This is a genomic window from Dialister sp. (assembly GCF_047832375.1).
In the GTDB taxonomy this organism is placed as follows: domain Bacteria; phylum Bacillota; class Negativicutes; order Veillonellales; family Dialisteraceae; genus Dialister.
This window is the reverse complement of record NZ_CP181256.1, coordinates 1,649,885-1,675,001: the sequence shown is the minus strand read 5'-3', so window position 1 is coordinate 1,675,001 and position 25,117 is coordinate 1,649,885. Positions and strand designations below refer to the sequence as shown.

The window sequence follows — 25,117 nt, the reverse complement described above, 5'->3', positions numbered from 1 at the left end:
TATTTCCGGCGCTGCTGGTATCATCTATACAGATATAGGAGGCGTTTTATGAGAAACGAGATTCTGGAGTATTTCAGAAAGGCAAATGGACAATTTGTATCGGGACAGCAGATTTCCAGGGACCTGCATGTTTCCCGCACAGCCATCTGGAAACATATTAACGTATTGAAAGAGAGGGGCTATATTTTTGAATCCAGCACCCGAAAGGGGTACCGGCTCATTTATGCACCCAATCTCCTGACACCCCTGGAAATCGAGAGTGCCCTTCATACTGAAACCTTCGGACGCCATGTGGTGTACCTGGAAACGACTTCATCCACCAACGATGAAGCCAAGGAAATCGCCAGGAAAGGGGCGGAAGAGGGGACCATCGTCATTGCCGAAGAACAGACAAATGGCCATGGCCGGCTGACACGGAAATTTAACTGCCCCTTCGCCAAGGGCATCTGGTTCTCCCTCATCCTTCGTCCGAAGTTCTTCCCCATGGAAGCAGCCAAATGTACGCTGCTGGCTGCCATTGGCGTATGCCGGGGTATCCGCCGCATGGGTCTGAAGGATGCGGGCATCAAGTGGCCTAACGATATCCTGTACCACGGCAAGAAGATGGTGGGCATCCTGACGGAAATGTCAGCTTCCATGGAAAAAATTGATTACATCATCATCGGCATCGGCATCAATACGGGCATGAAGAAGAACGATTTCCCGGAAGAAGCACGGGAAACGGCGACTTCCTTCCTGAATGAAGGCATCGATGTATCCCGGAAAGATCTCCTGGCTGCGGTCCTTTATGAACTGGAAAAAGAGTACAAAGTGGCCCAGGAAGAGGGATTTGACAAGGTTCTGGAAGACTGGAAATCCCTTTCTGTTACGATCGGCCAGGAAGTACGGGTCATTTTCGGCGATGACAGCTATACCGGAAAGGCTGTAGGCATCGATAAGGACGGATGCCTTCTCGTGGATACCGGTAAGGCGGTGACCCGAGTGCTGGCGGGGGATGTATCCATCCGCCCCATTGATGCACCGATACCAAAACGGTAAAAACTGCATATTCAAAGAAGGGCACCGGGCTGGTGCCCTGTTAAGAAGAGGTCCCAGTTTTTAGAGTTTGGGATTGACGTAAGCAGCAGCCGTTCCGGGCATTTCACTCTTCATGTCTGAATCACGGACGGTAAGCCAAAGAAGGAGAAGAGGATTCCTATGGAAAAAGAAAAAATGCATAATATGATCAGTGCCGCCATATTTGCGGGAATTATGGCGATTCTGTCCCAGTTCACGTTCCCCATCGGTCCGGTGCCGATTACTCTCCAAAGTTTCGTCTGTGCCCTGGCCGGTGGTGTACTGGGCCGGAAATGGGGGGCCATTTCCATAGGGCTCTGGCTCCTCCTGGGGCTTATGGGCGTTCCGATTCTCACCATGGGCAAAGCAGGAGCCGGCATTTTCCTTTCCCCTGTAGGCGGCTACTACCTGGGGTTCGTGGTGATGGCATGGGTTTCCGGATTCCGGCTTGCTGAAAAGGGCCACTTCCTCCGCCAGGTTTCCGCCGCGGTGCTGGGACTCATCTGCTGCTATCTTCTGGGCCTTGTATGGTTCATGGGATACTTCCATTTCGGCCTGGGAAAAGAAATGCCCCTGTGGACAGCACTGACTCTCACCGTATTCCCCTTCGTAGCGTTTGACCTGATCAAAGTGGTACTGGGTGTCATCCTGGGCACCCGGATCCGCCAGTCCCTGAACCAGGCCGGCTACTAGGCATCTACGGAACATTGATAGTACGAAAAAAAGACCGCAGCCTGCGGCCTTTTTTGTTGGGAAATGAGAAATAACAGGAATGAGGAATGGCGGTGGCGCCGCGTAAATACTATAGCGCCGCCTTATGTATTGACGTTAGCGGCTTCACCGCCGATGGTCCGAATCCGGATTCCCGGGGCCTCCGGCCCCATTCCCCTCGATCTCGGCCTCGATCTCGGTCTCATTTGCCCGAAGGGCCTGGTCACCTGGCCACTGGATCCGGCAGCTAAAAGCTCCACAGGGTCGCACGCTGGTCTGTCACATGAAATCCGCGGCGGAGCCGCTGAAGATCTAGACCTGGACCTGAATCTATCCCCCTAGGGCCTCTGGCCCCATTCCCCTCAATCTCGGTCTCAATCTCGATCTTATTTCCCCGCAGGGCCTGATCAGCCCAGGGCCCCAAACGTCGTACCGCTTGACCGCGCCAGCGTCATAGCTGATACATATCATATAATCTATGACTTTTCGAAATGATATAAAACTTTGCGAGAATTTATGCAATTTGTTATGGATTCCCTTGACAGAACGGGACGTGCATTATACACTTGATGAGAACAAAACTGTGACATTCTGTCATTGATTCGGAGGAGATTCAGATGCTTCTTGCTTTTGATGTAGGGAATACGAATATTGTCTGTGGTGTATACAAGGAAAGAAAGCTTATCCGCCACTGGCGGGTGGCGACGGATACCCTGCAGACCGCTGATGGCTATGCTGCCCTTCTGGGAACCCTGTTTCATCTGAACGGTTTGGAATTCAAAGATGTGGAAGATGTCATCATTTCCACCGTTGTACCGCCAATTATTCCGATTCTGGAAACCATGTGCCAGCGGTATTTCCATACGAAACCCATCATGGTGGGCCCCGGCATCAAGACCGGTCTGAATATCCTTTACGATAACCCAAAAGAACTGGGTGCCGACCGTATCGTCAATGCGGTGGCAGCGATTGCCGAATATGACTGCCCCCTCATCATTATCGACATGGGTACGGCCACCACGTTCTGCGTAGTGGATACCAAAGGCAATTACCTGGGCGGCGCTGTGGCACCGGGCATTGGCATTTCCATGGAAGCCCTGTTCCAGAGAGCATCGAAGCTGCCCCGTATCGAACTGGTGAAGACGCCGAAAATCATCTGCCGCAACACGGTCTCCGCCATGCAGGCCGGCATATACTACGGCTTCGTAGGGCAGATCGATGAAATCGTAAACCGCATCAAGGTAGAACTGAATGAACCGAATGTAAAAGTCATTGCCACCGGCGGCCTGGCTACCCTCATCGCCAAGTCTTCCCGTACCATCGATGTGGTGGATCCCATGCTGACGCTGAAAGGCCTCCTGGTACTGTATGACAAGAATAAAAATGATAGAAAATAAATAAAAAACCGTCCTTCGGGACGGTTTTTTTTATGCAGTGAATTGGTGGAGGAGGGTCAGCTGATAGACGTGAGACAACCAGACTTCAGACAGCACCGATTGCTGCTCCATCATTCACTTAGCAGATTCTGCTTCTTCGAGGTAGAGCCTTCCTGCGTCTTTGCCGCCAACTATATAATTCACTGCTCTATGTGATTGGTGCGCCCCTCACCTCAGTCACTTTTCACTAGTTGCATTTTATTTCATATAGATGTATATTTATAAGAAATCGATGCAATTTTATACAGGAGGCGGCACTATGAATAGAGTAATGAAAGCAGCAGTTCTTGGACTGGCAGCGGCAGGGGTCATTCTTATGGGAGGCTGCGGAGGCAGCGGAAGCCAGAAGGCAGCTTCCTCTCCGGCAGGCAGCTCTTCCCAGAGCGCCCTTATGCAGAAAATCAAGAAAGATGGTAAACTGGTGGTAGGTACGGCTTCCGGTTTTCCACCCTATGAATTCCTGGATACATCGGTGAAGGACCAGAAGAAAATCGATGGCATCGATATGAAGATTGCGGAGGCTGTGGCCCGGAAACTGGGAGTAAAGCTGGAGGTCCAGGATATGACTTTCCAGTCTCTCCTGTCCTCCATCACCACGGGGAAGGTGGATATCGCCATTTCTGCCATCAACCCTACGGAGGAACGGAAAAAGACCGTTGATTTCTCTAATAACTATCTGGAAGGAAAGCAGACACTTCTGGTCCGTAAGGAAGATGCAGGAAAGTATAAGACCCTGGCCGATTTCTCCGGAAAGAAAATCGCTGTACAGAAATCTACGATCCAGGAAAAGCTGGCCACATCCCAGATCCCCAATGCCCAGATCGTGGCGCTGGCCAAAGTACCGGACGCACTGCTGGAGCTGAAGCAGGGCAAGGTGGATGCGGTGCCGGTACAGAACATCGTAGGTGGCCAGTACCTGGTGACCAACGATGACCTGGCGGCCACGAATATTTATTTCGATAAATATTCCGGCGGTTCCGCTGTGGCTGTTCCCAAGGGAAGCGATGATGTGATTGCGGTGATTAATGAAGTGATCAAAGAAAACCAGGAAAACGGCAACATCGATAAATGGGTGGATGAAATGACGAAGAAAGCCGTCGAAAACGCACAGTCCAAGTGATTTCCTGCCCATAGGGGTAATGGAGAAGAAAGAGGGAGAGTATAATGAAAAAATCCATGAAACTCATGCTTCTGGGGGCGGCCCTTCTGGGGTCCCTGGCCATGGCGGGCTGCGGCAGCAGCAATGAGCCTGCCAAAAGCGGCAGCACCGGAGGCCAGCAGCAGAGTAAACTGATGCAGACCATCAAGCAGAGGGGAAAACTGATTGTAGGCACGTCCTCCGGTTATCCGCCCTATGTGTTTGTGGATGCGGAATCGCCGGACAAGAAGGTCATCGGCCTGGACATGGAAATGTGCAAGCAGATCGCTGACAAACTGGGCGTGAAACTGGAAGTGCAGGACATGAGCTTCTCTGCCCTCCTTTCTTCGGTTACCTCCGGAAAGGTGGATATTGCAGTGGGCGGCGTATCGCCGACACCGGAACGGGAAAAGGCCATGGCCTTCTCCGATATTTACCTGCCGACGGAACAGAAACTGCTGGTGCGGAAGGAAAACCAGCATGAATACAAGTCCATGGCCGATCTGAAGGGGAAGGTCATCGGCGCCGAAAAGTCGACGACACAGGAAGCTACAGCCCAGAAAATCGAAGGGGCAAAGGCCATCGGCCTTTCCAGCGTGCCCGATGCCATCCTCCAGCTGAAGAACGGCAAGCTTGACGGCATTGTACTGGAAGGGGTCGTTACGAAGCAGTACCTCATCTTCAACGATGACCTGGCACTGGCGGATGTACAGTTCGATGGGGCCAAAAAGGTTTCCGCCGTGGCCCTGCAGAAGGGAAATGACGATGTGGTGAAAATCATCAATGACATCATCAAACAGGATACGGAATCCGGACAGTTTGACAAGTGGGTGGATGAATACAGCCGTATCGCCGTGGAGAAAGCAAGCAAGTAAGGAATTAGAGTAATCGATTAATCCGGGAGTCATGCAAGTTTATGCATGACTCCCGGATTTTTATGTGCTGGCCGAATTTGGACCATTGCGGTGAGCTGATGGTGACGGTGGTGGGCCGGCGGGCCACTCGGATGGATGGGGCTAAGGGTTGTGGGTCGGGCGCCGCTTCGCTGGCCCGACCGGGTTGTGGCTTTGGGAAGGCGACGCCTTCCCAAAGCGGGGACGTGAGGTAGACCAGCCTGCGGCGCTTTCTACAGCGAACCTCCGTCGCCTACGGCGCCACCGCCGGGCCTCAAGAGGAAGGCGCCTTAGTGTGCAGTAAAGGCGCCAATGTGGGCCCGGCTCGAAGGTCCTCTGCAGGACCTTCGCCTTCCGATTGTGCCCAGCATGGGCGCACTCTTAAGGGTGAAAGTCCCTAGACCGCCCGACAGCGGGAAGGTCATAGCCGAACACCAAGGGTGTCCATCGTGAGGTGGAATCTGAAGGAAGGTGCAGGCAAATCTCCGGTCCGATGTACAAGAACCACATAAGGCTACGGCAGGATGGATAAGGTTGCATGACAAACTGAAGTCCCATAGCTGTACGGAATCCTGCAGAGTACATGTGGCGGATATATGGAGAGAAAGAGTGCGTTCTTACCTGGGGAGATCTCACGGACACAGCAGAATAAGGCTGTATTTACTGGGCTGTGCTGTGGTTGAAATAAGATTTGCCGTGAGAAGTCAGCAGAGGCCATAGTACCAGATGGCTCATAGGCATCTGGGAAGGGCCGAACTTTAGGAGATGTTAGTCAATGAAAGTAACCAACCATGGGCTTAAAGGCAGACAACTTCAGAAAGAAGACTACTGGCAGAAAGCAGCTGCGGAACAGCAAGGATATGCCGGAGTGCCCATCCATGTGAGGATTGCTGAAAACAACAACATCATCGCAGACTTGCATAAGCAGGAATGCGAAAACTAAAGAACCGCCGTATACCGAACGGTACGTACGGTGGTGTGAGAGGTCGGCGGGCCGAAGCCCGCCTCCTACTCGATGGAAGGAGGCTAATCAATAGCGGCAAAGCCGCTGTCCAACCAACGGCCCCCGCTTCAACGAGCGTAGCGACGTTGAAGCTACAACCCGGTTGGCGAGCGCAGCGATGCCAACCCACCACCTTTAGCCCCATTCACCCCGTTTGGACTGCTCGCCAACCTCACCTAAAGCTCAATAAAATTCATGAATATTTATTGACATAACTGTATAAATATGCTATTATCTATCCAAGTTAATACAGAAAACGATTTCAACCATATGGAGAGGTGCATGAACATGATGAAAAATAAGAAAGTACTGAAAATCCTGGCCCTTGGCCTTTGTGCGGCAGCTGCCATCGGACTGGCCGGCTGCGGTGGATCTTCTTCTTCCCAATCTTCTTCCCAGCAGACCCAGAAGGAAAGCCCCCTGATGCAGAAGATCAAGAAGAGCGGAAAACTGGTGGTGGGGACCGCTTCCGGCTATCCCCCCTATGAATTCGTAGATACCTCTTCCGGTGAAAAGAAGGTCATCGGCATTGATATGGAACTGGCCCAGAAGGTGGCAGATAAACTGGGCGTAAAACTGGAAGTGCAGGATATGAATTTCCAGGCCCTCCTGTCTTCTCTCACCGGCGGCAAGGTGGATGTGGCCATTGCCGGCATCAATCCTACGGACGAGCGGAAGAAGTCTATGGATTTCTCCGCGGATTACCTGCCCACAGAACAGAAGGTCATTATCCGTAAGGCCGATGCCGATAAGTATAAGACCATCGAGGATCTCTACGGCAAGACTATCGGCGTACAGAAGTCCACCACCCAGGAAGCCCTGGCCAAGGAAAAAATCAAAGATGCCAAAATCGTAGGCCTCGCCCATGTACCGGAAGTGGTGCTGGAACTGAAACAGGGCAAAGTGGACGGCCTTGTGGTGGAAGGCATAGTAGGACAGCAGTACCTCGTTTTCAACGATGACCTCATGTTCTCTGATGTGAAATTCCCGAATGCCGTAAAGAATTCAGCCGCCGCCGTGCAGAAGGGCAATGAAGATGTGCTGGCTGTGATCAACGAAGTGATCAAAGAAAATACGGACAACGGCAATTTCCAGAAATGGACCGACGAATACAGCAAGAAAGCCGTATCCAATGCGGATAATAAATAAGAGAGACGGAGAGAAAGCGGAGTCTTCGGACGCCGCTTTTTCTATGCAAAATCGGCGATGCAGATGAGATCGAGGTCGAGGCCGAAATCGACGTGGAAAGCGGCTGGCGGCGCAGATGGAATCCTGACGACTCTGTTCCTGAAACGAGCAATTGACTCTACAGCAGGCTCTCTTCCCAGAAGAGAGCTGCCAACGGCTGAGAGATGGTAAAGGGTTCTAAGGCCGTTCTGATGGCTGAGTGTAAGTCATGAATGGTGAGAAGTGGCTAAGGGGTAATGCCCTGCGGGCAATGTGGCTCAGGGGGAACGGGCTTCGCCCGAGGGGAAGGTGGCGGCGCACAATTTATACAGCGCCGCCTTTTGATTTTCCCTCCGTAAAACCGCTATCATCCGGTTGAATCCATACGTTTATCGTCATCTCGAGCGGTGGCATCATGCTTAGTGATGTTGTCTGTAAAAATCGCTACAGCTGCGATGAGTCGAGAGATCTCTCTGGTGAATGACAATGACGGTGTTACAACGTCATAGAGGGGCAGAGGAAAGGGCAATGGCCTGCGGCGGGGGGATGAAAGGTGGCTGAGGTGACTGAGGGGGTGGTGGCGGCACAGGTGAGATCGAGGTCGAGATCGAGATCGAGGTGCGCCAGTTCGGCGTACATAGTATAGCCGTGGTGCAAGTCCATGACCCAGCAAAGCTTAGCAGGCAGCTGGTACCTAGTCTTGGGATTGCAATCGTGAGGTTGCAGTCTAAGCGTAGACAGGGGAGCACAAGAGCCGTAATGCAAAGCGGTGACTCCGTGAGTGTGAAGCTTATTCAGCCCCGTAACGATGATGAGTGGCAGTCGATTCTCTCTCGATGGACGCAGACTGTAATGCATGGTTCGTTAAGCGAGAAACATGCAGGTGCCACCGGGGTCCAAGGGCATGGCGAGTGTGCAAGATACTATGTATGTACCTGGGAGACCTGCCGAGGTCCGCAAGGTATGGGAATTGAATCCTACGAAGAGGAGAGACCCAAATACTTCGGCAGGAGTCGGACTGTTCCATAGTAGTAAGGAAGTCTGTGAAAGCGGATGGAGCGAAGGGAACAGCAAATAGTTGTGCTTATTGTGCAGAACATTCAGACACAAGAGGTTGCAAAAGAATGCCAAAACATGTACAAGAGATTAGATTCCTATCAGCAGGCCACGAAAGAGTGGAAGGGCTGATGCATCGAGTCAATGCAGAAACACTGTATGCGGCCCATCTCAAACAGAGAAAAGGCAAGGCTACAGGAGTTGATGGAGTCAGTAGGGAAGATTATGACAGGAATGTCACGGAAAACATCAGTAAACTGGTGGAATCCATGAAGAAATTCCAGTACAGGCCCAAACCAGTAAAGAGGGTATATATACCAAAAGGAAATGGCAAACGCCGTCCATTGGGAATACCGGCTTATGAAGACAGGCTGGTACAGTATGTCATGGCTTACTTACTGGAAGCCGTTTACGAGCCAAGATTTCTGGACTGTTCCTTTGGATTCAGACCGAAACGGAGTGCTCATGACGTAATCCGTGTGATTGACCGGGCCATTATGCGAGGAAACGTGAACTGGGTATTGGAAGCAGACATCAAAGGATTCTTTGACAACGTGGACCAAAAGCAGCTCATGGAATTCCTGAGCCGAGACATAGCCGACAAGAATTTTCTGCGGTACACCGTCAGATTTCTTAAAAGCGGGATTATGGAAGAAGGCAAATATTATGAGAGCGATAAAGGAACGCCGCAGGGCGGGCTTATATCGCCCATACTGGCCAACGTATATCTGCACTACGTGCTGGATACCTGGATGATGGAGACTGTAAAGCCTCGTATGAAAGGTGAAATGTACTATGTCAGATATGCAGATGATTTTCTCGTTCTCTTCGAATACGAAGAGGATGCACGAAAGGTCTATGATGTGTTGGGAAAGAGACTGGACAGATATAGCCTTGAGCTTGCTAAAGACAAGACACGGATACTGCCCATTGGGAGAAATAGCGAGGGAGGCAAGGAATTTGACTTTCTTGGCTTCACGTTCTATGACACTCGGACTCGGACCGGAACATACCGACTTGGCGTGCGCTCTAGCAAGAAGAAACTGAAAACAAAGAAGAAGAATGTCAAGGAATGGCTGAAAGCAAATATGCATATGCCAGTACACGAAATGGTGGACCATCTCAATGCAAAGCTCAGAGGGCACTACAGTTATTACGGTGTTAATGGAAACTATGAAGGAATATCCGGCTTTGTACGGTTTACCAAGTACATGACACATAAATATCTGAATAAGAGAAGCCAACGTAAGAGCTTAGGATGGGAAAAGTTTCGCGAAATATGGGCGGAACATGTATCCCCTCCAAGAATCATGGTGCAGATATGGAATTGAAAAGACTATTTGAAGAGCCGTATGCGGGAAAACCGCACGTACGGTTCCGTGAGGGGCGGACAGAGAAATCTGATTCCGTCTACTCGACGCGATAAGCGGCTCCGCCGCAGATGGAATCCTGACGACTCTGTCCATGAAACAGGCGATTGACTCTACAGCAGGCTCTCTTCCCAGAAGAGAGCTGCCAACGGCTGAGAGATGGTGATGGGTTCTGCCGTACAGGCCATTTAAATCGAAAGTGAGAAAAACCATCAGAATCCCTCTGTCTGCTGCGCAGACATCCCCCTTTGGGAAAGGGGGACTACCCAATAGCTGCTGGCGCAGCTAAGAATCAGCCTGCGGCTCACCCATCGGCTAACCTCCGTCGCCTACGGCGCCACCGCCGGGCCCTGAAAGGAAGGTGCCTTAGTGTGCAGTAAAGGCACCAACTTGGGCCCGGCTCGAGGGTCCTATGCAGGACACCTCGCCTTCCCGAGGAAGGAGGCTATCCATTCGCGGCTCCGCCGCAGATGGGTCCCTGAAGACTCTGTCCCCAAGAACGTGAAATTGCCTCTGCCCGAGGCCCCTTCCTCGGGGAAGTAAGCGAACTGATTTTGTAGTGAGCGCAAGCGAGCGAAAAATCAGTGAGACACTTTCCCAGCGAAGTCGGGCAGGGGCGCCCGGTGGGAAGCGTCTCACGGTATTCTCAGTCGCCTTCGGCTCCCTGCGAACACCGTTCGCTTGCCACCCCAACGGGGTGGGGTTAGCTGATGGAAACTGATGGAATCGGCCCGCAGGGCCCAACCATCTAGACCTAGATCTAGACCTCAGGACCTCCGGTCCCATTCCCCTCGGTCTCCGTCTCATCTGTTCCGATTAAAATATAGAGATTTTTAGTAGTAAAGACTATGCGGCTATGTTATAATAAACTAACTCTCGATGATTTAGAAGTATAGTAGAGAAAGAAGGTCCCCTTATATGAATAAAAAGACCATTCCATTTTCTGATGAATTAATCCGTGATATAGCTGCTAAATATGGCACACCTTTTCATATTTACGATGAAAAGGGTATCCTTGAAAATGTAAAGCGGCTGCAGAAAGCCTTTTCCTGGAATCCCAATTTCCATGAATACTTTGCTGTGAAAGCTACACCGAATCCCTGGATCATGAAGAGCCTGAAAACCCTCAATGTAGGCTCCGACTGCAGTTCCATGGCAGAACTGGTTCTTTCCGAAACCGTAGGTATCAAAGGGGAAGAAATCGTATTTTCTTCCAACGATACGCCGGATGAAGAATTTATCAAAGCCCATGAACTGGGGGCCATTATTAATCTCGATGACGTGTCCAACCTGGACGACCTGGAACGGCTCCACATCGTTCCGGAAAGAATCTGCTTCCGTTACAACCCGGGTCCCGAACTGGCAAGGGGCAATGCCATTATCGGCAAGCCGGAAGAAGCGAAATACGGCATGACCTATGACCAGCTCATGACCTGCGTAGACTGGGCTAAGAAAAAAGGCATCGGCTACATCGGCATCCACACCATGGTGATTTCTGCTGAACTGGAACTGCCGGGCCTCCTTGGCACCATTGATATGATGTTTGACCTGGCCAATGATATCCGCGAAAAGAAAGGCGTCACCGTGGACTTCATCGACTTTGGCGGCGGCATCGGCATCCCTTACCGTCCGGAACAGGACCCCGTAGATATTGAAGGCCTCGGTGAGGGGGCAAAGAAGCTGTTCGACGAAAAGATGGCAGGCAAAGGTTTCGACCATACCAGCATCTGCTTCGAATGCGGCCGTGCCATCACAGGACCCTACGGTTTCCTCGTTACAAAGGCCATCCATTACAAACACATTTACAGGGATTATATCGGTGTCGATGCCTGCATGGCCGACCTCATGCGCCCCGGCATCTATGGCGCTTACCATCACATCACTGTCCTTGGTAAAGCCGATGCGCCGAAGGACCATGTATACGACGTGGTAGGCTCCCTCTGCGAAAACTGCGATAAGTTTGCCATCCAGCGGCCCCTGCCGGAAATCAGGACCGGCGACCTCATCGTCATCCATGACACCGGCGCCCACGGCCACAGCATGGGCTATAACTACAATGGCCGCCTCCGGCACCAGGAAATCATGGTTCATGCGGACGGCAGCATCCAGCAGATCCGGAGAAATGAAACCCTCTTCGATCTCTTCGCTACCCTCGATTTCCCGAACCTGAAAGAAAATACGGCGAAAGTTGTAAAATAATGAATGAAGCTGTGAAAGGATATGCCCTTTCACAGCTTTTTTGCATGCCGATGGGTGTGCGGTCCAGATGGGTGGAGGGTACATAAGGGTTGTGGGCCTTCCGCCGCTGCGCTGGCCCGACCGGGTGGTGGCTTTGCCTTGGCAAAGCCACCACCCGGTGAACGAGCGAAGCGGTGTTCACTCACAACCTTTAGCCCCATTCAAACGCATGGGGCAGGCCGATGAGCACACAACTTATGCAGAAAAGTGATAATTACCTATTAAAATCCAAAAACATCATAGCAAAACTGGACAGGGTGGTGTATAATGGATACATCGAAATATCGAAATGTATTTGGCAAAAATTTATAGGAGGTATCGTTATGTATACTTTATCCACCAATGCATTCAACGGCAAGCTGCCGCAGATTGATGAGAATGCTTTCGTAGCTCCCCATACATTCCTCTCCGGCGATGTCCGGGTCGGCAAGTATGCCAGCATCTGGCCAGGCGTTGTTGCCCGGGGTGATGTAAACTATATTTCTATCGGCGAATGTTCCAATGTGCAGGACCTCTGCTGCCTCCATGTGGCAGATGATAATCCCTGCATTATCGGTGATTATGTAACCATCGGCCACAGCGCTGTTATCCATGCCTGCCAGATTGAAGACCATGTACTGGTCGGCATGCACGCCACCATCCTTGACGGTGCGAAAATCGGCAGAGGCTCCATCATCGCTGCCGGCGCCCTGGTGACAAAGAATACCGTCATTCCGCCGAACTCCCTCGTCATGGGCGTTCCGGCCAAAGTGGTAAAGACCATTGATGCCATGAAGAATATCCATGCCCAGGCGATTAAGTATAAATGCGAATGGTCCATCGGCTACGGCGTGAAACCGGATATTGACGGTGAACTGTACCATGGAGAAAAGATTGTGTAATTGAAGCACATCATGCATAGAAAGGCATCCCGCTTTTGGCAGGGTGCCTTTTTGGTTTACCGATTGAAAATCGGAGTGACGGTGGCGGAGCGTGGTGCGGACGAAATGGAGGGAAATGGGGCCGGAGGCCCCTGTTGGTCTAGATCTAGATCCAGGTCTAGGTGGTTAGGCCCTGCGGGCCAAACCTATCCGTTTCCATCAGCTAACCCCACCCCGTTGGGGAGCCCCTTCCCAGGGAGAGGCCACTGAAAAAGTCCAAATGGATATTCGCTCTTATTTTTCTCAGAGAGCTCTCTACCTGCAGCAGAGCCAATAACCGCCAGTAAATGAGAACGAAAATACTCAGTATTTATCGAATAATTCATCATATTATGGTATAATGTAAGTATGTAAATTATCAATTAGATTCATCAGAGGTAATGCTTATGTTATACCAATACACCCAGACGCAGCTTTCTCTCTTTGAAGGGATTTATTATGTAGTTGTTCCAAAGGATCATCCCCTTCGCCAGATGCTGGAGCTTTGTGACTTTTCAAAAATTTATGATGAGCTTAAAGATAAGTACTGCCCTGACAATGGCGCCGGAGCTATTTCTCCTGTGCTTCTTTTCAAATATCTGATCCTGAAAGCCATGTATCACCTCTCTGATGTCGATGTTGTTGAAAGAAGCAAGTATGACATGTCCTTCAAAATGTTTCTTGGCTATCGCCCGGAAGACGAAGTAATTCATCCATCCACACTCTCCAAGTTTAGGACGCAGCGCTTAAAGGATGTCAATATCCTGGACCTGCTTCTAAATGAGTCTGTCAATATCGCTAAAGCCAATGGCATTATAAAGGATGAAGTTGACACTATTATCGACTCCATGCACATCGGCGCCAGACACAATCAGAAAACTCCGGAAATGATCATTGCCGAGCTTGCCAGAAATGTTCGTCGAAGCGTTTACAACAGTGGGGATGCAGAAAAGTGGAAAAAGCGCTTTCCGGCTAAGGCAGATAAAAAAGGGCTGGATGCACTGATTCAGTATTGTTACCAGTTGATTGACATAATCAAAAATGATGAGTCTTTAAAATTCCAGGCTAAAGTGCATGAAAACCTGAATTTACTGGCGGAAGTTCTGGCTGAAGCTGAGCAGCCTGAAACTGAAGAACATACATATTTAACGCCGATGGATCCCGATGCCAGCATTGGATACAAATCCGCATATAACCCGTTTTATGGATATAAAGATCATTACCTCTTAACCCTTAATAGAATCATTATTGCAGCGGTTTTTACCGCAGGTCATATTAATGACGGTGGGCAACTGCCGTTACTCGTTAAAAAAGCCCAAAATAACGGGTTGAGCATACACTCTGTTATTGGGGATATGGCTTACGCAAGCAAGCAAAACCTTGAGTTTACAGATGCGGAAGGCATCAAACTGGTTGGCAAATTAAATCCGGTTATCTCTGCAGCTATGTTGAATCAGGAGCGTGATGGATTCACGTACAACAAGGACGCAAGGCGGTTTATCTGCCCTCGTGGCCGAATGTCTGAAAAAGGGACAGAAAGTGCTTCCAAAAATAACGATAGCCGCAGACGTTCCTACCGTTTCGATGCTTCAGGATGCGTTGGATGTCCACTCGATGGGAAATGCCATAAACCCGGAACGAAATCTCGTGTGTATACCGTTGTGATTCCTTCCGAGCTGAATCAAAAACAACAAGCATTCCAAGAGTCAGATGAGTTTAAAGAACTGATGAACCATCGGTACAAGATTGAAGCAAAAAATAGTGAACTTAAATACCGGTATGGATTGAACAAAGCGGAATCCACCCGTCTTATTGCCATGTCGTTGCAAGGAGCTACAGCCATGTTTGTAGCGAATATGAAAAGAATAATGACTCTCATAGCCCAAAAAGAAAAGTGAAAAAAGGGGGGAATCCCCTTTTTTCTTTTTTTATCCCATATTTTGGGGTAACACTTGTCCGAAAATGTTGTCACATTGCTAATCAGTTGGTTCCCAAATTATTTTTGAGGGGGGTTCTTCAGCGGCCTCTCCCAGGGAAGGGGCCTCGTGCAGAGGCAATTTCACGTTATTGGTGCAGAGTCTTCAGGGACCCATCTGCGGCGGAGCCGCGAATGGATAGCCTCCTTCCTCGGGAAGGCGAGGTGTCCTGCATAGGACCCTCGAGCCGGGCCCAAGTTGGTGCCTTTACTGCACACTAAGGCACCTTCCTTTCAGGGCCCGGCGGTGGCGCCGTAGGCGACGGAGGTTAGCTGATGGGTGGCGCTGCAGGCTGATGAGTAGTCCCCCTTTTTCAAAGGGGGATGTCACGCAGTGACAGAGGGATTCTGATGGGTTTATACACATTTCATGCAGAAACGTGTTTGTGCACAATCCCATCACCATCTCTCAGCCGTTGGCAGCTCTCTTCTGGGAAGAGAGCCTTGTGCTGAGTCAATTTCACGTTTTAGGGACAGAGTCGTTAGGACCCAATCCGCGGCGAAGCCGCTTTCCACCTCGATCTCGGTCTCGACCTCGATCTCACCTGCGCCGCCACATTCATTCTTCATTCCTAATTCCTCATTCCTGATTTTTTCTCACCTTCCTCTCAGCCCCCTTTCAGCTTCCCCGGGCCAAAGGCCCTGAACCCTATACAGTATTTGACTATTCCCCTCAAGGGGCTATATAATAAAGAACAACTATTATATAAATAAGATAATGGCAGAAATCATGATTTATGGAAGGTGACGCTATGCGAGAAAAGTATGTTCCTCAGCAGATTGAAAAGAAATGGCAGAAGATCTGGGAGGATACTAAGGCATTTGAGACTCATTATGATCCGAATAAGAAGAAATATTACGTCCTGGAAATGTTCCCATACCCCTCCGGGAACCTTCACATGGGCCATGTAAGAAACTATTCCATCGGCGATGTGGTGGCCCGGTTCAAGAAGATGCAGGGCTTTAACGTGATCCATCCCATGGGCTTTGATGCCTTCGGCATGCCTGCAGAAAACGCAGCCATTAAACACGGTACACCGCCGGCTGACTGGACCTATTCCAATATCGATAATATGACCCGCCAGCAGAAGGAACTGGGCCTGTCCTATGACTGGGACAGGAAGGTCCTGACCTGCCGGGAAGATTATTACAAACACACCCAGAAACTCTTCGAACTTTTCTATAAGAGAGGACTCGCTTATAAAAAGGAAGCCAAGGTGAACTGGTGCAATACCTGCCACACCGTACTGGCCAATGAACAGGTAGAAGAAGGCCGTTGCTGGCGCTGCAAGAACCCGGTGGTGAAGAAAGACCTGTCCCAGTGGTTCCTGAAGATTACGGACTACGCTGACCGTCTCCTGGCAGACCTGGACCATATGCCGGGCTGGCCGGAAAGGGTAAAGACCATGCAGCGGAACTGGATCGGCCGTTCCACGGGCACCCAGTTCTCCTTCAAGGTAGAAGGCATGGATGATACCATCCCCGTATATACCACCCGTGTTGATACGGTTTACGGTGTCACTTACATGGTACTGGCTCCGGAACATCCGCTGGTGGAAAAGCTGATTGCCAATAACCCGGAAAAGGATAAGCTGGAAGCCTTCATTACGGAAATGAGAAACCAGAACGATATTGTCCGCACCGCAGAAGATGCACCGAAACTGGGCATGTTCACCGGCAGCTATGCTATCCATCCGCTTACAGGGGAACGGGTGCCCATCTGGATTGCGAACTATGTCCTCTATGAATACGGCACCGGCGCCGTCATGGCCGTTCCGACCCACGACCAGCGCGACTGGGATTTCGCAAAGAAATACCACCTTCCCATGAAACTGGTTGTCCAGAACAAAGCAAAGACCCTGGTCCTGGAAGATATGGACAAGGCCTATGATGCCGACGGTTACCTGGTGAACTCCGGCGAATTCGACGGCCTCACCTCCAAAGAGGGCAGGGAAGCCATTACAAAGAAATTTGAAGACATGGGTATCGGCAAGGGCAAAGTCAATTACCGTCTCCGGGATTGGCTGATTTCCCGCCAGCGCTACTGGGGCTGCCCCATTCCGATTATCCACTGTCCCCATTGCGGCAATGTGCTGGTACCGGAAAAGGACCTGCCCGTCAAACTGCCGACAGATGTCAATTTCGTAGCCGGCGCTACGTCCCCTCTGGAAACCAGTGAGACCTTCCTCCACGTGAAGTGCCCCCAGTGCGGCGCAGATGCTACCCGGGAAACCGATACTATGGATACCTTCATCGATTCTTCCTGGTACTTCCTCCGGTACTGCGATCCCCACAACGAAAATGAACCCTTCGACAAGAAGAAAGCCAACTACTGGATGCCTGTGGACCAGTACATTGGCGGCATTGAACATGCCATCCTCCACCTCCTCTATTCCCGGTTCTTCATGAAAGTCCTCCAGGATGCGGGCATGGTGGATTATCCGGAACCCTTCACAAACCTGCTCTGCCAGGGTATGGTGCTGAAGGATGGCGGCAAGATGAGTAAGTCCGTGGGCAACGTCGTTTCCCCGGAAGAAATTGTCGGAAAGTACGGCGCCGATACGGCCCGCCTCTTCATCCTCTTCGCAGCGCCTCCGGAAAAGGACCTGGAATGGTCCGACCAGGGCGTGGAAGGATCCTACCGCTTCCTGAAGAGAGTCTGGGCGATTGTAGGAAAGTACCAGGACTTCAAGAAGGAAGAAAAAGGAAAACTCTCTCCTGATGAATTTGCCCTGAGAAGACGGCTTCACCAGACCATCCGGAAAGTGACGGAAGACCTGGACGGCAAGTTTGCCTTCAATACCGCCATTTCCTCCATCATGGAACTGGTGAATGACATGTACCGCTTCGTAGAAAGCCATGATGTCATTGAAAAGAGCCTGTCCCATGAACTGCTGAGAAACCTCCTCCTCGTGCTGGCGCCCTTCGTTCCCCACATTACCGAAGAACTGTGGCAGGGCCTCGGTGAATCGGAAAAGAGCGTTCACGAAGCGTCCTGGCCGGCCTGCGATGCTTCTGCCCTCGTTGTAGACACCGTGGAACTGGGTGTACAGGTGAACGGCAAGGTCCGCGGCACCGTTACAGTTCCCGTATCCATGAGCCGCGAAGAAATCGGCGAAAAGGCGAAGGAACTGCCGGAAGTGAAGAAATTCACCGATGGAAAGACCATCGTAAAGGTCATCGTAGTTCCCAAGAGAATCGTCAATATCGTAGTGAAATAAAGAACAAACAAAAAGAGCCTCCGGGCTCTTTTTGTTTGCCTCCTTTCCGGTGTGCTAGAATAGGAAATATAGATCAATGGGAGTTGGCTGGTGGGCTATTCAAATGGATGGGGCATAAGGGTTGTGGCTTTGCCAAGGCAAAGCGGGGGCATGAGGTTCATAAGCCGCCGCAGCGTCGGAAGGCCCACAACTTTTAGCTCCTTTCACTCCATTTGGGGTGCTAATCAACCCAGTTCAATTTGAACCTGTAAGGAGGCAATCCTATGCATATAACCTGTGAAGGAAGAAGCTTTGATTTGTTTGACGGCGCTTCTCCCCAGAATTTGTGGAATATCGTCCGGGGCAGCCGGGACAGGGAAGAAGCGGTACTGGCCGACTGCGGCGGAGAAATCCTGGATTTCCAGACACCCTTCACTAAAGACTGTGATGTCAAATGGATTCCCCTCTCCTCGAAGCAGGCATACCAGGCCTATCGGAGAACCGCCATTATGCTCCTCGTCTGTGCAGTCAAAGAAGTATACGGGGAAAAGGCAGATATTAAAGTCAAACATTCTTTGGGAAAATCGATTTACTGCGAATTCAAGGATGGTCATACCCCCCTTTCCAAAGAACTGGCATCCCTGGAAAAACGGATGGCATCCATTGTTTCGGAACACCGGAAAATCACGAAGCTCATGGTGGGGAGAAACCGGGCCATTGCCTTTCTCCGCATGAAAGGGCGCATGGAGGATGCGGAGCTCCTTTCCCAGCTTGACGTTTCCGAGCTCAATGTAGACCAGTGCGGCAGCCTCATCGATTACTATTTCGGCCCCATGCTTCCGGATATGGGATTTATCCGGGCCTTTGCCCTCCATTCCTATGCCCCCGGATTCCTACTGCAGATTCCCGGCCCCGGGGAGACAGAACTCACGCCCCAGGAAGATGATCCTCTTTATGCCCGGGTATTTTTGGAAACTCAGGACTGGAGCGAACTCATCGGCTGCCATAACCTGGAGGAACTGAACCGGTCCATCGATGATGGAAGGATCTATGACATCGTAGCTACGGCAGAAGCGCTGCAGGAAAAGAAGATGGCCCAGCTGGCAGACACCATCTGCGGCCAGAAACCGCCGATCCGCCTCGTATGCATGGCAGGGCCATCGTCTTCCGGAAAAACCACATTTATGAAGCGCCTCATTGTCCATCTTTGGGTGAATGGAGTGCGGCCGGTGATGCTGTCCCTGGACGATTATTTCCGGAACCGGGACGAAATGGGGAATGAAAACTGGGAGAACCTGGAGGCCCTGGACCTTACACTCTTTGAAAATACCGTGTCCGCCCTCCTGGAGGGGAGAAAAGTGCACCTGCCCCATTTCAATTTCATCACTGGCAAGAAGGAATGGGAAGAGAAAGAAGTACAGCTGGGGAAGGGGCAGCCCATCCTGGTGGAAGGACTCCATGCCCTGAACCCGAAGCTTACCTACTTCGTGCCAGGATACCAGTGCCTTCGGGTGTATCTGTCCGCCCTGACCCAGCTCACCATCAATGACCATAACCGGATTTCCACCTCCGACAGCCGGCTCCTCCGGCGGCTGGTCCGGGATTTCCAGTTCCGGGGAAACGGACCGGAACACACCCTCCTCACCTGGGACAACGTGCGGAAAGGGGAAGAACGGAATATTTTCCAGTACCAGAACCGGGCCAATGTGGTCTTCAATACGGCCCTTCTCTATGAAATCCCGGTACTGAAAAAACTGGCCCGTCCCCTTCTGGAGAGCATATCGCCTGACAGTCCCGCCTACGGAGAAGCACTGCGGATGCTCCGGTTTCTCCGGCCATTCAGGGAACTGGACGCCTCCATCGTCCCCGGAGAATCCCTGCTGCGGGAATTCGTGGGATATAAGGGGATAGGGAAGTCCTTTTTGAATAGATAATGAAAGGCGGCGCAAGGGGAATGGGCTCCGCCCAAAGTGACGCAAGGGTAACGCCATTCGGGAGAAGGGGAGGTGTGCCGCAAAGCGGCTTGTCAATGGTAAGCGAATTACTGCCCGCCTTCTCTGTGTATGGGGATACCAAGGTAGTGGGGGAGTCCTGCCCATGGTCAGAGGCAAAAGGCCGCAGCCTGTTCCACCAACGGCCCTCCGGCGCGAAGCACCTGCCACCCCACGGAGAAAGGGATCACTGCATTCTCAGTCGTCTGACGGCTCCTTACAGCACGGCTATCAGCGACTCACAACAATTTGAGCGTCGCTTCGCTCCTCCAAATTGTGTTCGCTGCTGTGACTGCAGTTCGCCCACCACCTTTAGCCCCATACATACGTATAGGGAGAAACCCGGACCACATACTCCGGCCGCAGCCCATTTGCATCTCCTTGACCTATCGTATATAATGAATATATGAAACGATGAATATCGATATGCTAAAGGAGGAATCCCCATGGATTTGACAGATGTACTGATTATTGGTGCCGGACCGGCGGGGCTGAATGCGGCTCTCTATGCGGCAAGAAAAGAACTGACCGTGAAAGTGGTGACCACCGATATCGGCGGCCAGATGCTTCTCACCGGAAAGATTGAAAATTACCTCGGTTTTTCTTCCATTTCCGGCTTTGATCTTGCCGATAAGATGGAAGCCCAAGTGAAACAGTATCCCGTGGATTTCGTCTATGCCGGCGTGAAATCCCTGACAAAGGATGAAGATGGATATTTTACCGCCCATCTGGATGATGGAAAAGAACTTCGGGGAAAGACCTGCATTGTGACAGCCGGAAAACACAGCCGTACACTGGATATCCCGGGAGAAAAGGAATATACCGGCCGGGGCGTCAGCTACTGCGCCACCTGCGATGCCCTGTTTTACCGGAATAAAACGGTGGCCATCGTCGGCGGCGGGGACAGTGCCGTACAGGCGGCCATCGAACTGGCAAAGCTCTGCCCCAGGGTGTACCTGGTGGTGAGAAGCCGCATCCGGGCCCAGGAAATCCTGGTGAAACGGATGAAGGCGGAAGACCACGTGGAAGTGCTCCTCGGCTACACACCGGAAGAAGTGAAGGGCGAAAAGAAAGTAACCGCCCTCACCGTAAGAAATAAGGCCGACGGAACCCTTCACGATATTTCCGTGGATGGCGTCTTCGTTGAGGCCGGCGGCATCCCGAACAACTCCTACCTGCCCAAAGAAGTGAAGACCAATTCCTTGGGAGAAATCATGACCGATAAGGAAGGAGAAACCACGGTGGATGGCCTCTTTGCAGCAGGCGATGTAACAGACACCAGAAACAAACAGATCATCATAGCAGCGGGAGAGGGGGCAGCAGCGGCGCTGGCAGCACATGAATACCTGCTCCGCACGGAACCATGAGAGTCACAAAGAAAGTAAAGGACGAACAGCTCCGCCGGCTGGCGGAGGTCTATAAAAATGACGGTCCCATGCTCCATTTTTCCAGTCCATTTACCCTGCTGGTGGCGGTGATCCTCTCTGCCCAGTGCACCGATAAAAGGGTGAATGTGGTGACCCAGCGCCTCTTTCCCCGCCTCGACACGCCGGCCAAAATGGCAGCCCTCACCCTGCCCCAGCTGGAAACGGAAATCCATGACTGCGGCCTTTACCATTCCAAGGCAAAGCATATCCTGGCCATGAGCCACATGCTTCTGGAAAAGTACCATGGAGAAGTGCCGGAAGATTTCGACGAACTGGTGAAACTCCCCGGCGTAGGCAGGAAAACAGCGAACGTAGTGTGGAGCGTAGGATTCGGCCACCCCGCCATTGCCGTGGACACCCACGTATTCCGCGTCTCAAACCGTCTGAAACTGGCGGTAGGGAAGACCCTACTGGAAGTGGAAATGGGACTTCACAAGGCCATTCCCGAAAAAGACTGGTCCGCTGCCCACCATTGGCTCATCTGGCATGGAAGAAGAGTATGCCACGCCAGGAAACCGGACTGCGAGACCTGCTTCCTCCAGAACGTCTGTCCCTCCTGTACAGTGAAAGTGACACCCTGGAAAGGGGAATGAGAAGTCAGGAATCAGGAAATGAGGAATGGTGGTGGCGGCGCAGGTGAGATCGAGGTCAAGACCGAGATCGAGGCGAAAAGCGGCTTCGCCGCAGAGAATCAGCCTGTGGCGTACCCATTGGCTAACATCCGTCGCCTACGGCGCCACCGCCGGGCCCTGAAAGGAAGGTGCCTTAGTGTGCAGTAAAGGCACCAACTTGGGCCCGGCTCAGCAGTCCCTATGCAGGACTGCTGCATCTCGAGCGGTGGTAGCATGCTTGGTGATGTTGTCTGTAAAAATCGCTACAGCTACGAAGAGTCGAGAGATCTCCCTGGTAAATGACTGTGACGGGAAAAAGGCAGATTTGAGGGGTGAGAGTTGAGGCTCCGCGGCTTCGCCGCGGAGCGGGTTCTAACGACTCTGTCCCCAAAACGTGAAAATGACTCAACCCGAGTCCCCTTCCCCGGGAAGGCAGAGGTCCTGCAGAGGACCTCTGAGCCGGGCGCAAGTTGGCTCTTATACTGCACATTAAAGAGCCTTCCTTTTATCGCCCGGCCGGAGCTCCCCAACGGGGTGGGGTTGGCTGATGGGAATTGATGGATTTTGCCCAAAGGGCCTGGTCACCTGGCTATTAGATCCAGCCACTAGCTACTGATTCGCCGCAGGCGAATCCCCTCAATCCCACTCGCCACAGTCCCCGCCGTAAAGGGGCTGATTCTGTCTGCCCCCTGACGTCTGACCGTCTGACTTCTATTAGCCGGATTCCGTTCACCGGATTATGGACATAAAAAACTCCCGTACCGGGAGTTTTTTATTATATAACATTCAATCTTAAGCCCAGGCGGCAGCCTCAGCCCTGGCCGCCAGGCCACAGCCATGCCGCAGGCAGAGCCCTGTCCGCAGGACAGAGCCTATCCAATTCATGATCAGAACATATTCAGAATTCCATGAAATCCATAGGTATTGGCCGGCAGGAAAGCATCCACTGCCTGGGAAATGCCGGCAGGTTCCGGAGCCGTGATGAGGAGCAGCAGGATAGCCAGTACCGTGAAGCCCAGGGACACCAGGTTTGCCTTGCCCTTGCGGGATACTTCGTAGTAACCGAAGAGGCGCATGGAAATGGCACCGAAGAAGGTGATCACCAGACCGGACAGGGAGAAAATGCCGAAGAGCACATTGGCCATCAGGAAGCCGATGAAGAATACCGGCAGGAAAACGAAGGGCAGGTTGTAGGCAATGGGGGTCCTGTTCACCTGGCGCCGCATATCGTCCAGCCAGTCCGCCGTATCGAAGCCGAAGAGACCGAGGAAGAGGAAGGAAAAGAGCACAACCTTGTCCCAGGCCCCTTCCAGCCGCTCCCGGTCCTGGCCGAGCCACCAGAAGAAGACGCACACCAGCAGGGCCACAACGCCGCCGATGATGTAGTAAATGCTTCCGGGGATGAACTTCACAGCCACCATACCGATGGTGGTAAGGACAGCGCCCGCAATGATCCAGCCCGTCAGCTGCCCCCGGGAAGCCCGGTGCTCCTCAGGCACATCCTGCCACATCTGGTAAAGGATTTCCGTCATGAAAAGAAGGAGGAAAATAGCCAGTGCCGCAAAGGGATAGATAAAGAGGGAAATGATAATGAGGACAATCGGAAGAATGACCCGGTACCCCTTAAATACATGCATACGCTTGAAATTCAGCTTCTTTTTCTGGGTATAAATCGTGAGCCGCATAAAGACCAGGTACGTCAGCATGATCCCCACCGTTTCCAGGGGCGTGCTTCCCAGGTAAAGCAGGGAGCAGAAAACAAGGATTGCCGTATTGGCTCCCGTAAAACGGCTGATCAGGGAACTGAAAAGGCCGATATTCAAAAAGGCCACGAGTGCGTCACCAAAATTCAAAACATCCATCTCCTTTAAATAAAACAATTCCCTACTAGTATACCTGTTAAAAAGAAATGGCGCAAGAGAGAGGAGTCAGGGGAAATCGAGACTGTGTGGGATGGATATTACCCTGAACGGGCGGAAGGTTCGTCAGAATTGTGACTGCGTCAAGGCAATCTATGTCCAGGACGAAAGCTTCGATTGGCCTTAAAGGAGTAAACATATATTTTCTTGAGCCCAGGAGATAGACTTTGTTTTGGACGTAGGCCAAAACCCTGGTCAAAGTCCATTCATTTATTTCCTAAAATATTTCCTTGCAATGGAGGACACAGTTTGTTATAATAGCAAAGAATTATCTTTGGTATTGAAATGAGGTGCAAGAAGTGAAGAAGGGAATCCATCCGGATTATCATCCAGTCGTTTTCCGTGATATCGGTGCTGACTACTCTTTCCTGACCCGTTCTACAGCAACTTCCAACCAGACTGTAAAATGGGAAGATGGTAATGAATATCCGCTGATCAATATTGATATCAGCAGCAAATCCCATCCGTTCTATACAGGACAGCAGCGTTTCGGAAAGGCTCGCGGCCGTATCGAAAAGTTCAACAAACGTTACGGAAAAACATCCGACTGAGAAACAGGGCAGCAGCCCTGTTTTTTTCTGCCCTGCCGGAGGGTGGGGCAGATAGGCAGCCCAGGGCGTAGGGCCCAGGCATATGGAGGGTTCGTAAAGGTTGTGGGTCGGGCTGCAGTTTAGCGCTGCTGCGCTTGCCAACCGGGTTGTGGCGCCGTGCTTACAGGGAAAGGGTACCTTATGTAACGCCGCCTGCGGCGACTGGCGCCCCCCTTTATGCCCCCGCTTTGCCTTGGCAAAGCCACCACCCCACGGGGAAAGCGACTCACGATGATTTGGGCGTCGCTGACGCTCCTTCGCTACGGCTGTCACTGACTCACAACAATTTGAGCGTCGCTTTGCTCCTCCAAATTGTGTTCGCTAGTGCAACTCATGTTCGCTGCGCACCGGTGAACAGGCGAAGCGCCGTTCACCCAAAACCCTTACCCCCATATACCTACTTGGTCTTAATCCTCATATATATAAATAACAAAAAG

General features: G+C 51.6%; 18 protein-coding genes. 16 read left to right on the top strand and 2 right to left on the bottom strand.

All coding sequences use genetic code 11. The features are described from left to right. Window positions 1-48: 48 nt before the first annotated feature. The 11 genes from ACFWUL_RS06720 (at window position 49) to ACFWUL_RS06670 (ending at window position 14,865) form a co-directional block, all read left to right on the top strand. Complete coding sequence (locus ACFWUL_RS06720; RefSeq protein WP_297023248.1) at window positions 49-1,038, top strand: biotin--[acetyl-CoA-carboxylase] ligase; 990 nt, start codon at window positions 49-51, stop codon at window positions 1,036-1,038. A 159-nt stretch (window positions 1,039-1,197) separates the two neighbouring features. Then, a complete protein-coding gene (locus tag ACFWUL_RS06715) occupies window positions 1,198-1,749 on the top strand; it encodes a biotin transporter BioY (protein WP_416176791.1) in 552 nt (183 codons plus the stop codon). Between the two features lie 635 nt (window positions 1,750-2,384). Further along, window positions 2,385-3,164: a type III pantothenate kinase gene (locus ACFWUL_RS06710; protein WP_297023242.1), complete on the top strand. Its 780-nt coding sequence runs from the start codon at window positions 2,385-2,387 to the stop codon at window positions 3,162-3,164. A gap of 298 nt (window positions 3,165-3,462) precedes the next feature. Continuing rightward, on the top strand, window positions 3,463-4,323 hold the full coding sequence (locus ACFWUL_RS06705; protein WP_416176790.1) for a transporter substrate-binding domain-containing protein: 861 nt from the start codon (window positions 3,463-3,465) through the stop codon (window positions 4,321-4,323). A gap of 44 nt (window positions 4,324-4,367) precedes the next feature. After that, the gene (locus ACFWUL_RS06700; protein WP_416176789.1) at window positions 4,368-5,216 is read left to right on the top strand and encodes a transporter substrate-binding domain-containing protein; all 849 of its coding nucleotides are present in this window, start codon (window positions 4,368-4,370) and stop codon (window positions 5,214-5,216) included. Window positions 5,217-6,009: 793 nt separating this feature from the next. Next, window positions 6,010-6,177, top strand: a complete 168-nt coding sequence (locus tag ACFWUL_RS06695; protein ID WP_297041640.1) for a hypothetical protein — start codon at window positions 6,010-6,012, stop codon at window positions 6,175-6,177. Between the two features lie 342 nt (window positions 6,178-6,519). Then, window positions 6,520-7,386 (top strand): transporter substrate-binding domain-containing protein, encoded by an 867-nt coding sequence (locus tag ACFWUL_RS06690; protein ID WP_416176788.1) that lies wholly within the window; start codon window positions 6,520-6,522, stop codon window positions 7,384-7,386. A gap of 1,142 nt (window positions 7,387-8,528) precedes the next feature. Continuing rightward, window positions 8,529-9,791, top strand: a complete 1,263-nt coding sequence (ltrA, locus tag ACFWUL_RS06685) for a group II intron reverse transcriptase/maturase (RefSeq protein ID WP_416176787.1) — start codon at window positions 8,529-8,531, stop codon at window positions 9,789-9,791. 957 nt (window positions 9,792-10,748) lie between these two features. Then, the gene (locus tag ACFWUL_RS06680) at window positions 10,749-12,029 is read left to right on the top strand and encodes a diaminopimelate decarboxylase family protein (RefSeq protein WP_416176786.1); all 1,281 of its coding nucleotides are present in this window, start codon (window positions 10,749-10,751) and stop codon (window positions 12,027-12,029) included. Between the two features lie 362 nt (window positions 12,030-12,391). After that, window positions 12,392-12,949, top strand: coding sequence for a gamma carbonic anhydrase family protein (locus tag ACFWUL_RS06675; protein WP_297022270.1), 558 nt, complete (start codon window positions 12,392-12,394; stop codon window positions 12,947-12,949). A 425-nt stretch (window positions 12,950-13,374) separates the two neighbouring features. Continuing rightward, window positions 13,375-14,865 (top strand): IS1182 family transposase, encoded by a 1,491-nt coding sequence (locus ACFWUL_RS06670; protein ID WP_416176785.1) that lies wholly within the window; start codon window positions 13,375-13,377, stop codon window positions 14,863-14,865. A gap of 476 nt (window positions 14,866-15,341) precedes the next feature. Here the strand turns inward: ACFWUL_RS06670 and ACFWUL_RS06665 are convergent, their stop codons facing one another. Continuing rightward, complete coding sequence (locus ACFWUL_RS06665; RefSeq protein WP_416176784.1) at window positions 15,342-15,512, bottom strand: hypothetical protein; 171 nt, start codon at window positions 15,510-15,512, stop codon at window positions 15,342-15,344. 182 nt (window positions 15,513-15,694) lie between these two features. On the opposite strand from ACFWUL_RS06665, the gene leuS reads away from it, so the two are divergent. The 4 genes from leuS to nth all read left to right on the top strand — a co-directional run bounded on the left by leuS (window position 15,695) and on the right by nth (window position 22,153). Further along, window positions 15,695-18,163 (top strand): leucine--tRNA ligase, encoded by a 2,469-nt coding sequence (leuS, locus tag ACFWUL_RS06660; protein ID WP_416176783.1) that lies wholly within the window; start codon window positions 15,695-15,697, stop codon window positions 18,161-18,163. A gap of 263 nt (window positions 18,164-18,426) precedes the next feature. Next, window positions 18,427-20,076 carry a nucleoside kinase gene (locus ACFWUL_RS06655; protein WP_416176782.1) on the top strand — a complete coding sequence of 550 codons (1,650 nt, stop codon included), beginning with the start codon at window positions 18,427-18,429 and terminating at the stop codon, window positions 20,074-20,076. 503 nt (window positions 20,077-20,579) lie between these two features. Next, the gene (locus ACFWUL_RS06650) at window positions 20,580-21,500 is read left to right on the top strand and encodes an NAD(P)/FAD-dependent oxidoreductase (protein ID WP_297022281.1); all 921 of its coding nucleotides are present in this window, start codon (window positions 20,580-20,582) and stop codon (window positions 21,498-21,500) included. Further along, window positions 21,497-22,153: an endonuclease III gene (nth, locus tag ACFWUL_RS06645; protein ID WP_416176781.1), complete on the top strand. Its 657-nt coding sequence runs from the start codon at window positions 21,497-21,499 to the stop codon at window positions 22,151-22,153. The genes ACFWUL_RS06650 and nth overlap by 4 nt, the downstream gene beginning before the upstream one ends. 905 nt (window positions 22,154-23,058) lie before the next feature. On the opposite strand, the gene ACFWUL_RS06640 is transcribed toward nth, so the two are convergent. Further along, window positions 23,059-24,033 carry a hypothetical protein gene (locus ACFWUL_RS06640; protein ID WP_416178120.1) on the bottom strand — a complete coding sequence of 325 codons (975 nt, stop codon included), beginning with the start codon at window positions 24,031-24,033 and terminating at the stop codon, window positions 23,059-23,061. A 356-nt stretch (window positions 24,034-24,389) separates the two neighbouring features. Here ACFWUL_RS06640 and ACFWUL_RS06635 point away from each other — a divergent pair, with 356 nt between their 5' ends. Next, a complete protein-coding gene (locus ACFWUL_RS06635) occupies window positions 24,390-24,641 on the top strand; it encodes a type B 50S ribosomal protein L31 (protein ID WP_008858969.1) in 252 nt (83 codons plus the stop codon). Window positions 24,642-25,117: the final 476 nt, after the last annotated feature.

Coding starts and splice junctions, on each gene's coding strand:
- ACFWUL_RS06720 (WP_297023248.1), top strand. CDS start 49: ATGAGAAACGAGATTCTGGAGTATTTCAGAAAGGCAAATGGACAATTT.
- ACFWUL_RS06715 (WP_416176791.1), top strand. CDS start 1,198: ATGGAAAAAGAAAAAATGCATAATATGATCAGTGCCGCCATATTTGCG.
- ACFWUL_RS06710 (WP_297023242.1), top strand. CDS start 2,385: ATGCTTCTTGCTTTTGATGTAGGGAATACGAATATTGTCTGTGGTGTA.
- ACFWUL_RS06705 (WP_416176790.1), top strand. CDS start 3,463: ATGAATAGAGTAATGAAAGCAGCAGTTCTTGGACTGGCAGCGGCAGGG.
- ACFWUL_RS06700 (WP_416176789.1), top strand. CDS start 4,368: ATGAAAAAATCCATGAAACTCATGCTTCTGGGGGCGGCCCTTCTGGGG.
- ACFWUL_RS06695 (WP_297041640.1), top strand. CDS start 6,010: ATGAAAGTAACCAACCATGGGCTTAAAGGCAGACAACTTCAGAAAGAA.
- ACFWUL_RS06690 (WP_416176788.1), top strand. CDS start 6,520: ATGAACATGATGAAAAATAAGAAAGTACTGAAAATCCTGGCCCTTGGC.
- ltrA (WP_416176787.1), top strand. CDS start 8,529: ATGCCAAAACATGTACAAGAGATTAGATTCCTATCAGCAGGCCACGAA.
- ACFWUL_RS06680 (WP_416176786.1), top strand. CDS start 10,749: ATGAATAAAAAGACCATTCCATTTTCTGATGAATTAATCCGTGATATA.
- ACFWUL_RS06675 (WP_297022270.1), top strand. CDS start 12,392: ATGTATACTTTATCCACCAATGCATTCAACGGCAAGCTGCCGCAGATT.
- ACFWUL_RS06670 (WP_416176785.1), top strand. CDS start 13,375: ATGTTATACCAATACACCCAGACGCAGCTTTCTCTCTTTGAAGGGATT.
- ACFWUL_RS06665 (WP_416176784.1), bottom strand. CDS start 15,512: ATGAAGAATGAATGTGGCGGCGCAGGTGAGATCGAGGTCGAGACCGAG.
- leuS (WP_416176783.1), top strand. CDS start 15,695: ATGCGAGAAAAGTATGTTCCTCAGCAGATTGAAAAGAAATGGCAGAAG.
- ACFWUL_RS06655 (WP_416176782.1), top strand. CDS start 18,427: ATGCATATAACCTGTGAAGGAAGAAGCTTTGATTTGTTTGACGGCGCT.
- ACFWUL_RS06650 (WP_297022281.1), top strand. CDS start 20,580: ATGGATTTGACAGATGTACTGATTATTGGTGCCGGACCGGCGGGGCTG.
- nth (WP_416176781.1), top strand. CDS start 21,497: ATGAGAGTCACAAAGAAAGTAAAGGACGAACAGCTCCGCCGGCTGGCG.
- ACFWUL_RS06640 (WP_416178120.1), bottom strand. CDS start 24,033: ATGGATGTTTTGAATTTTGGTGACGCACTCGTGGCCTTTTTGAATATC.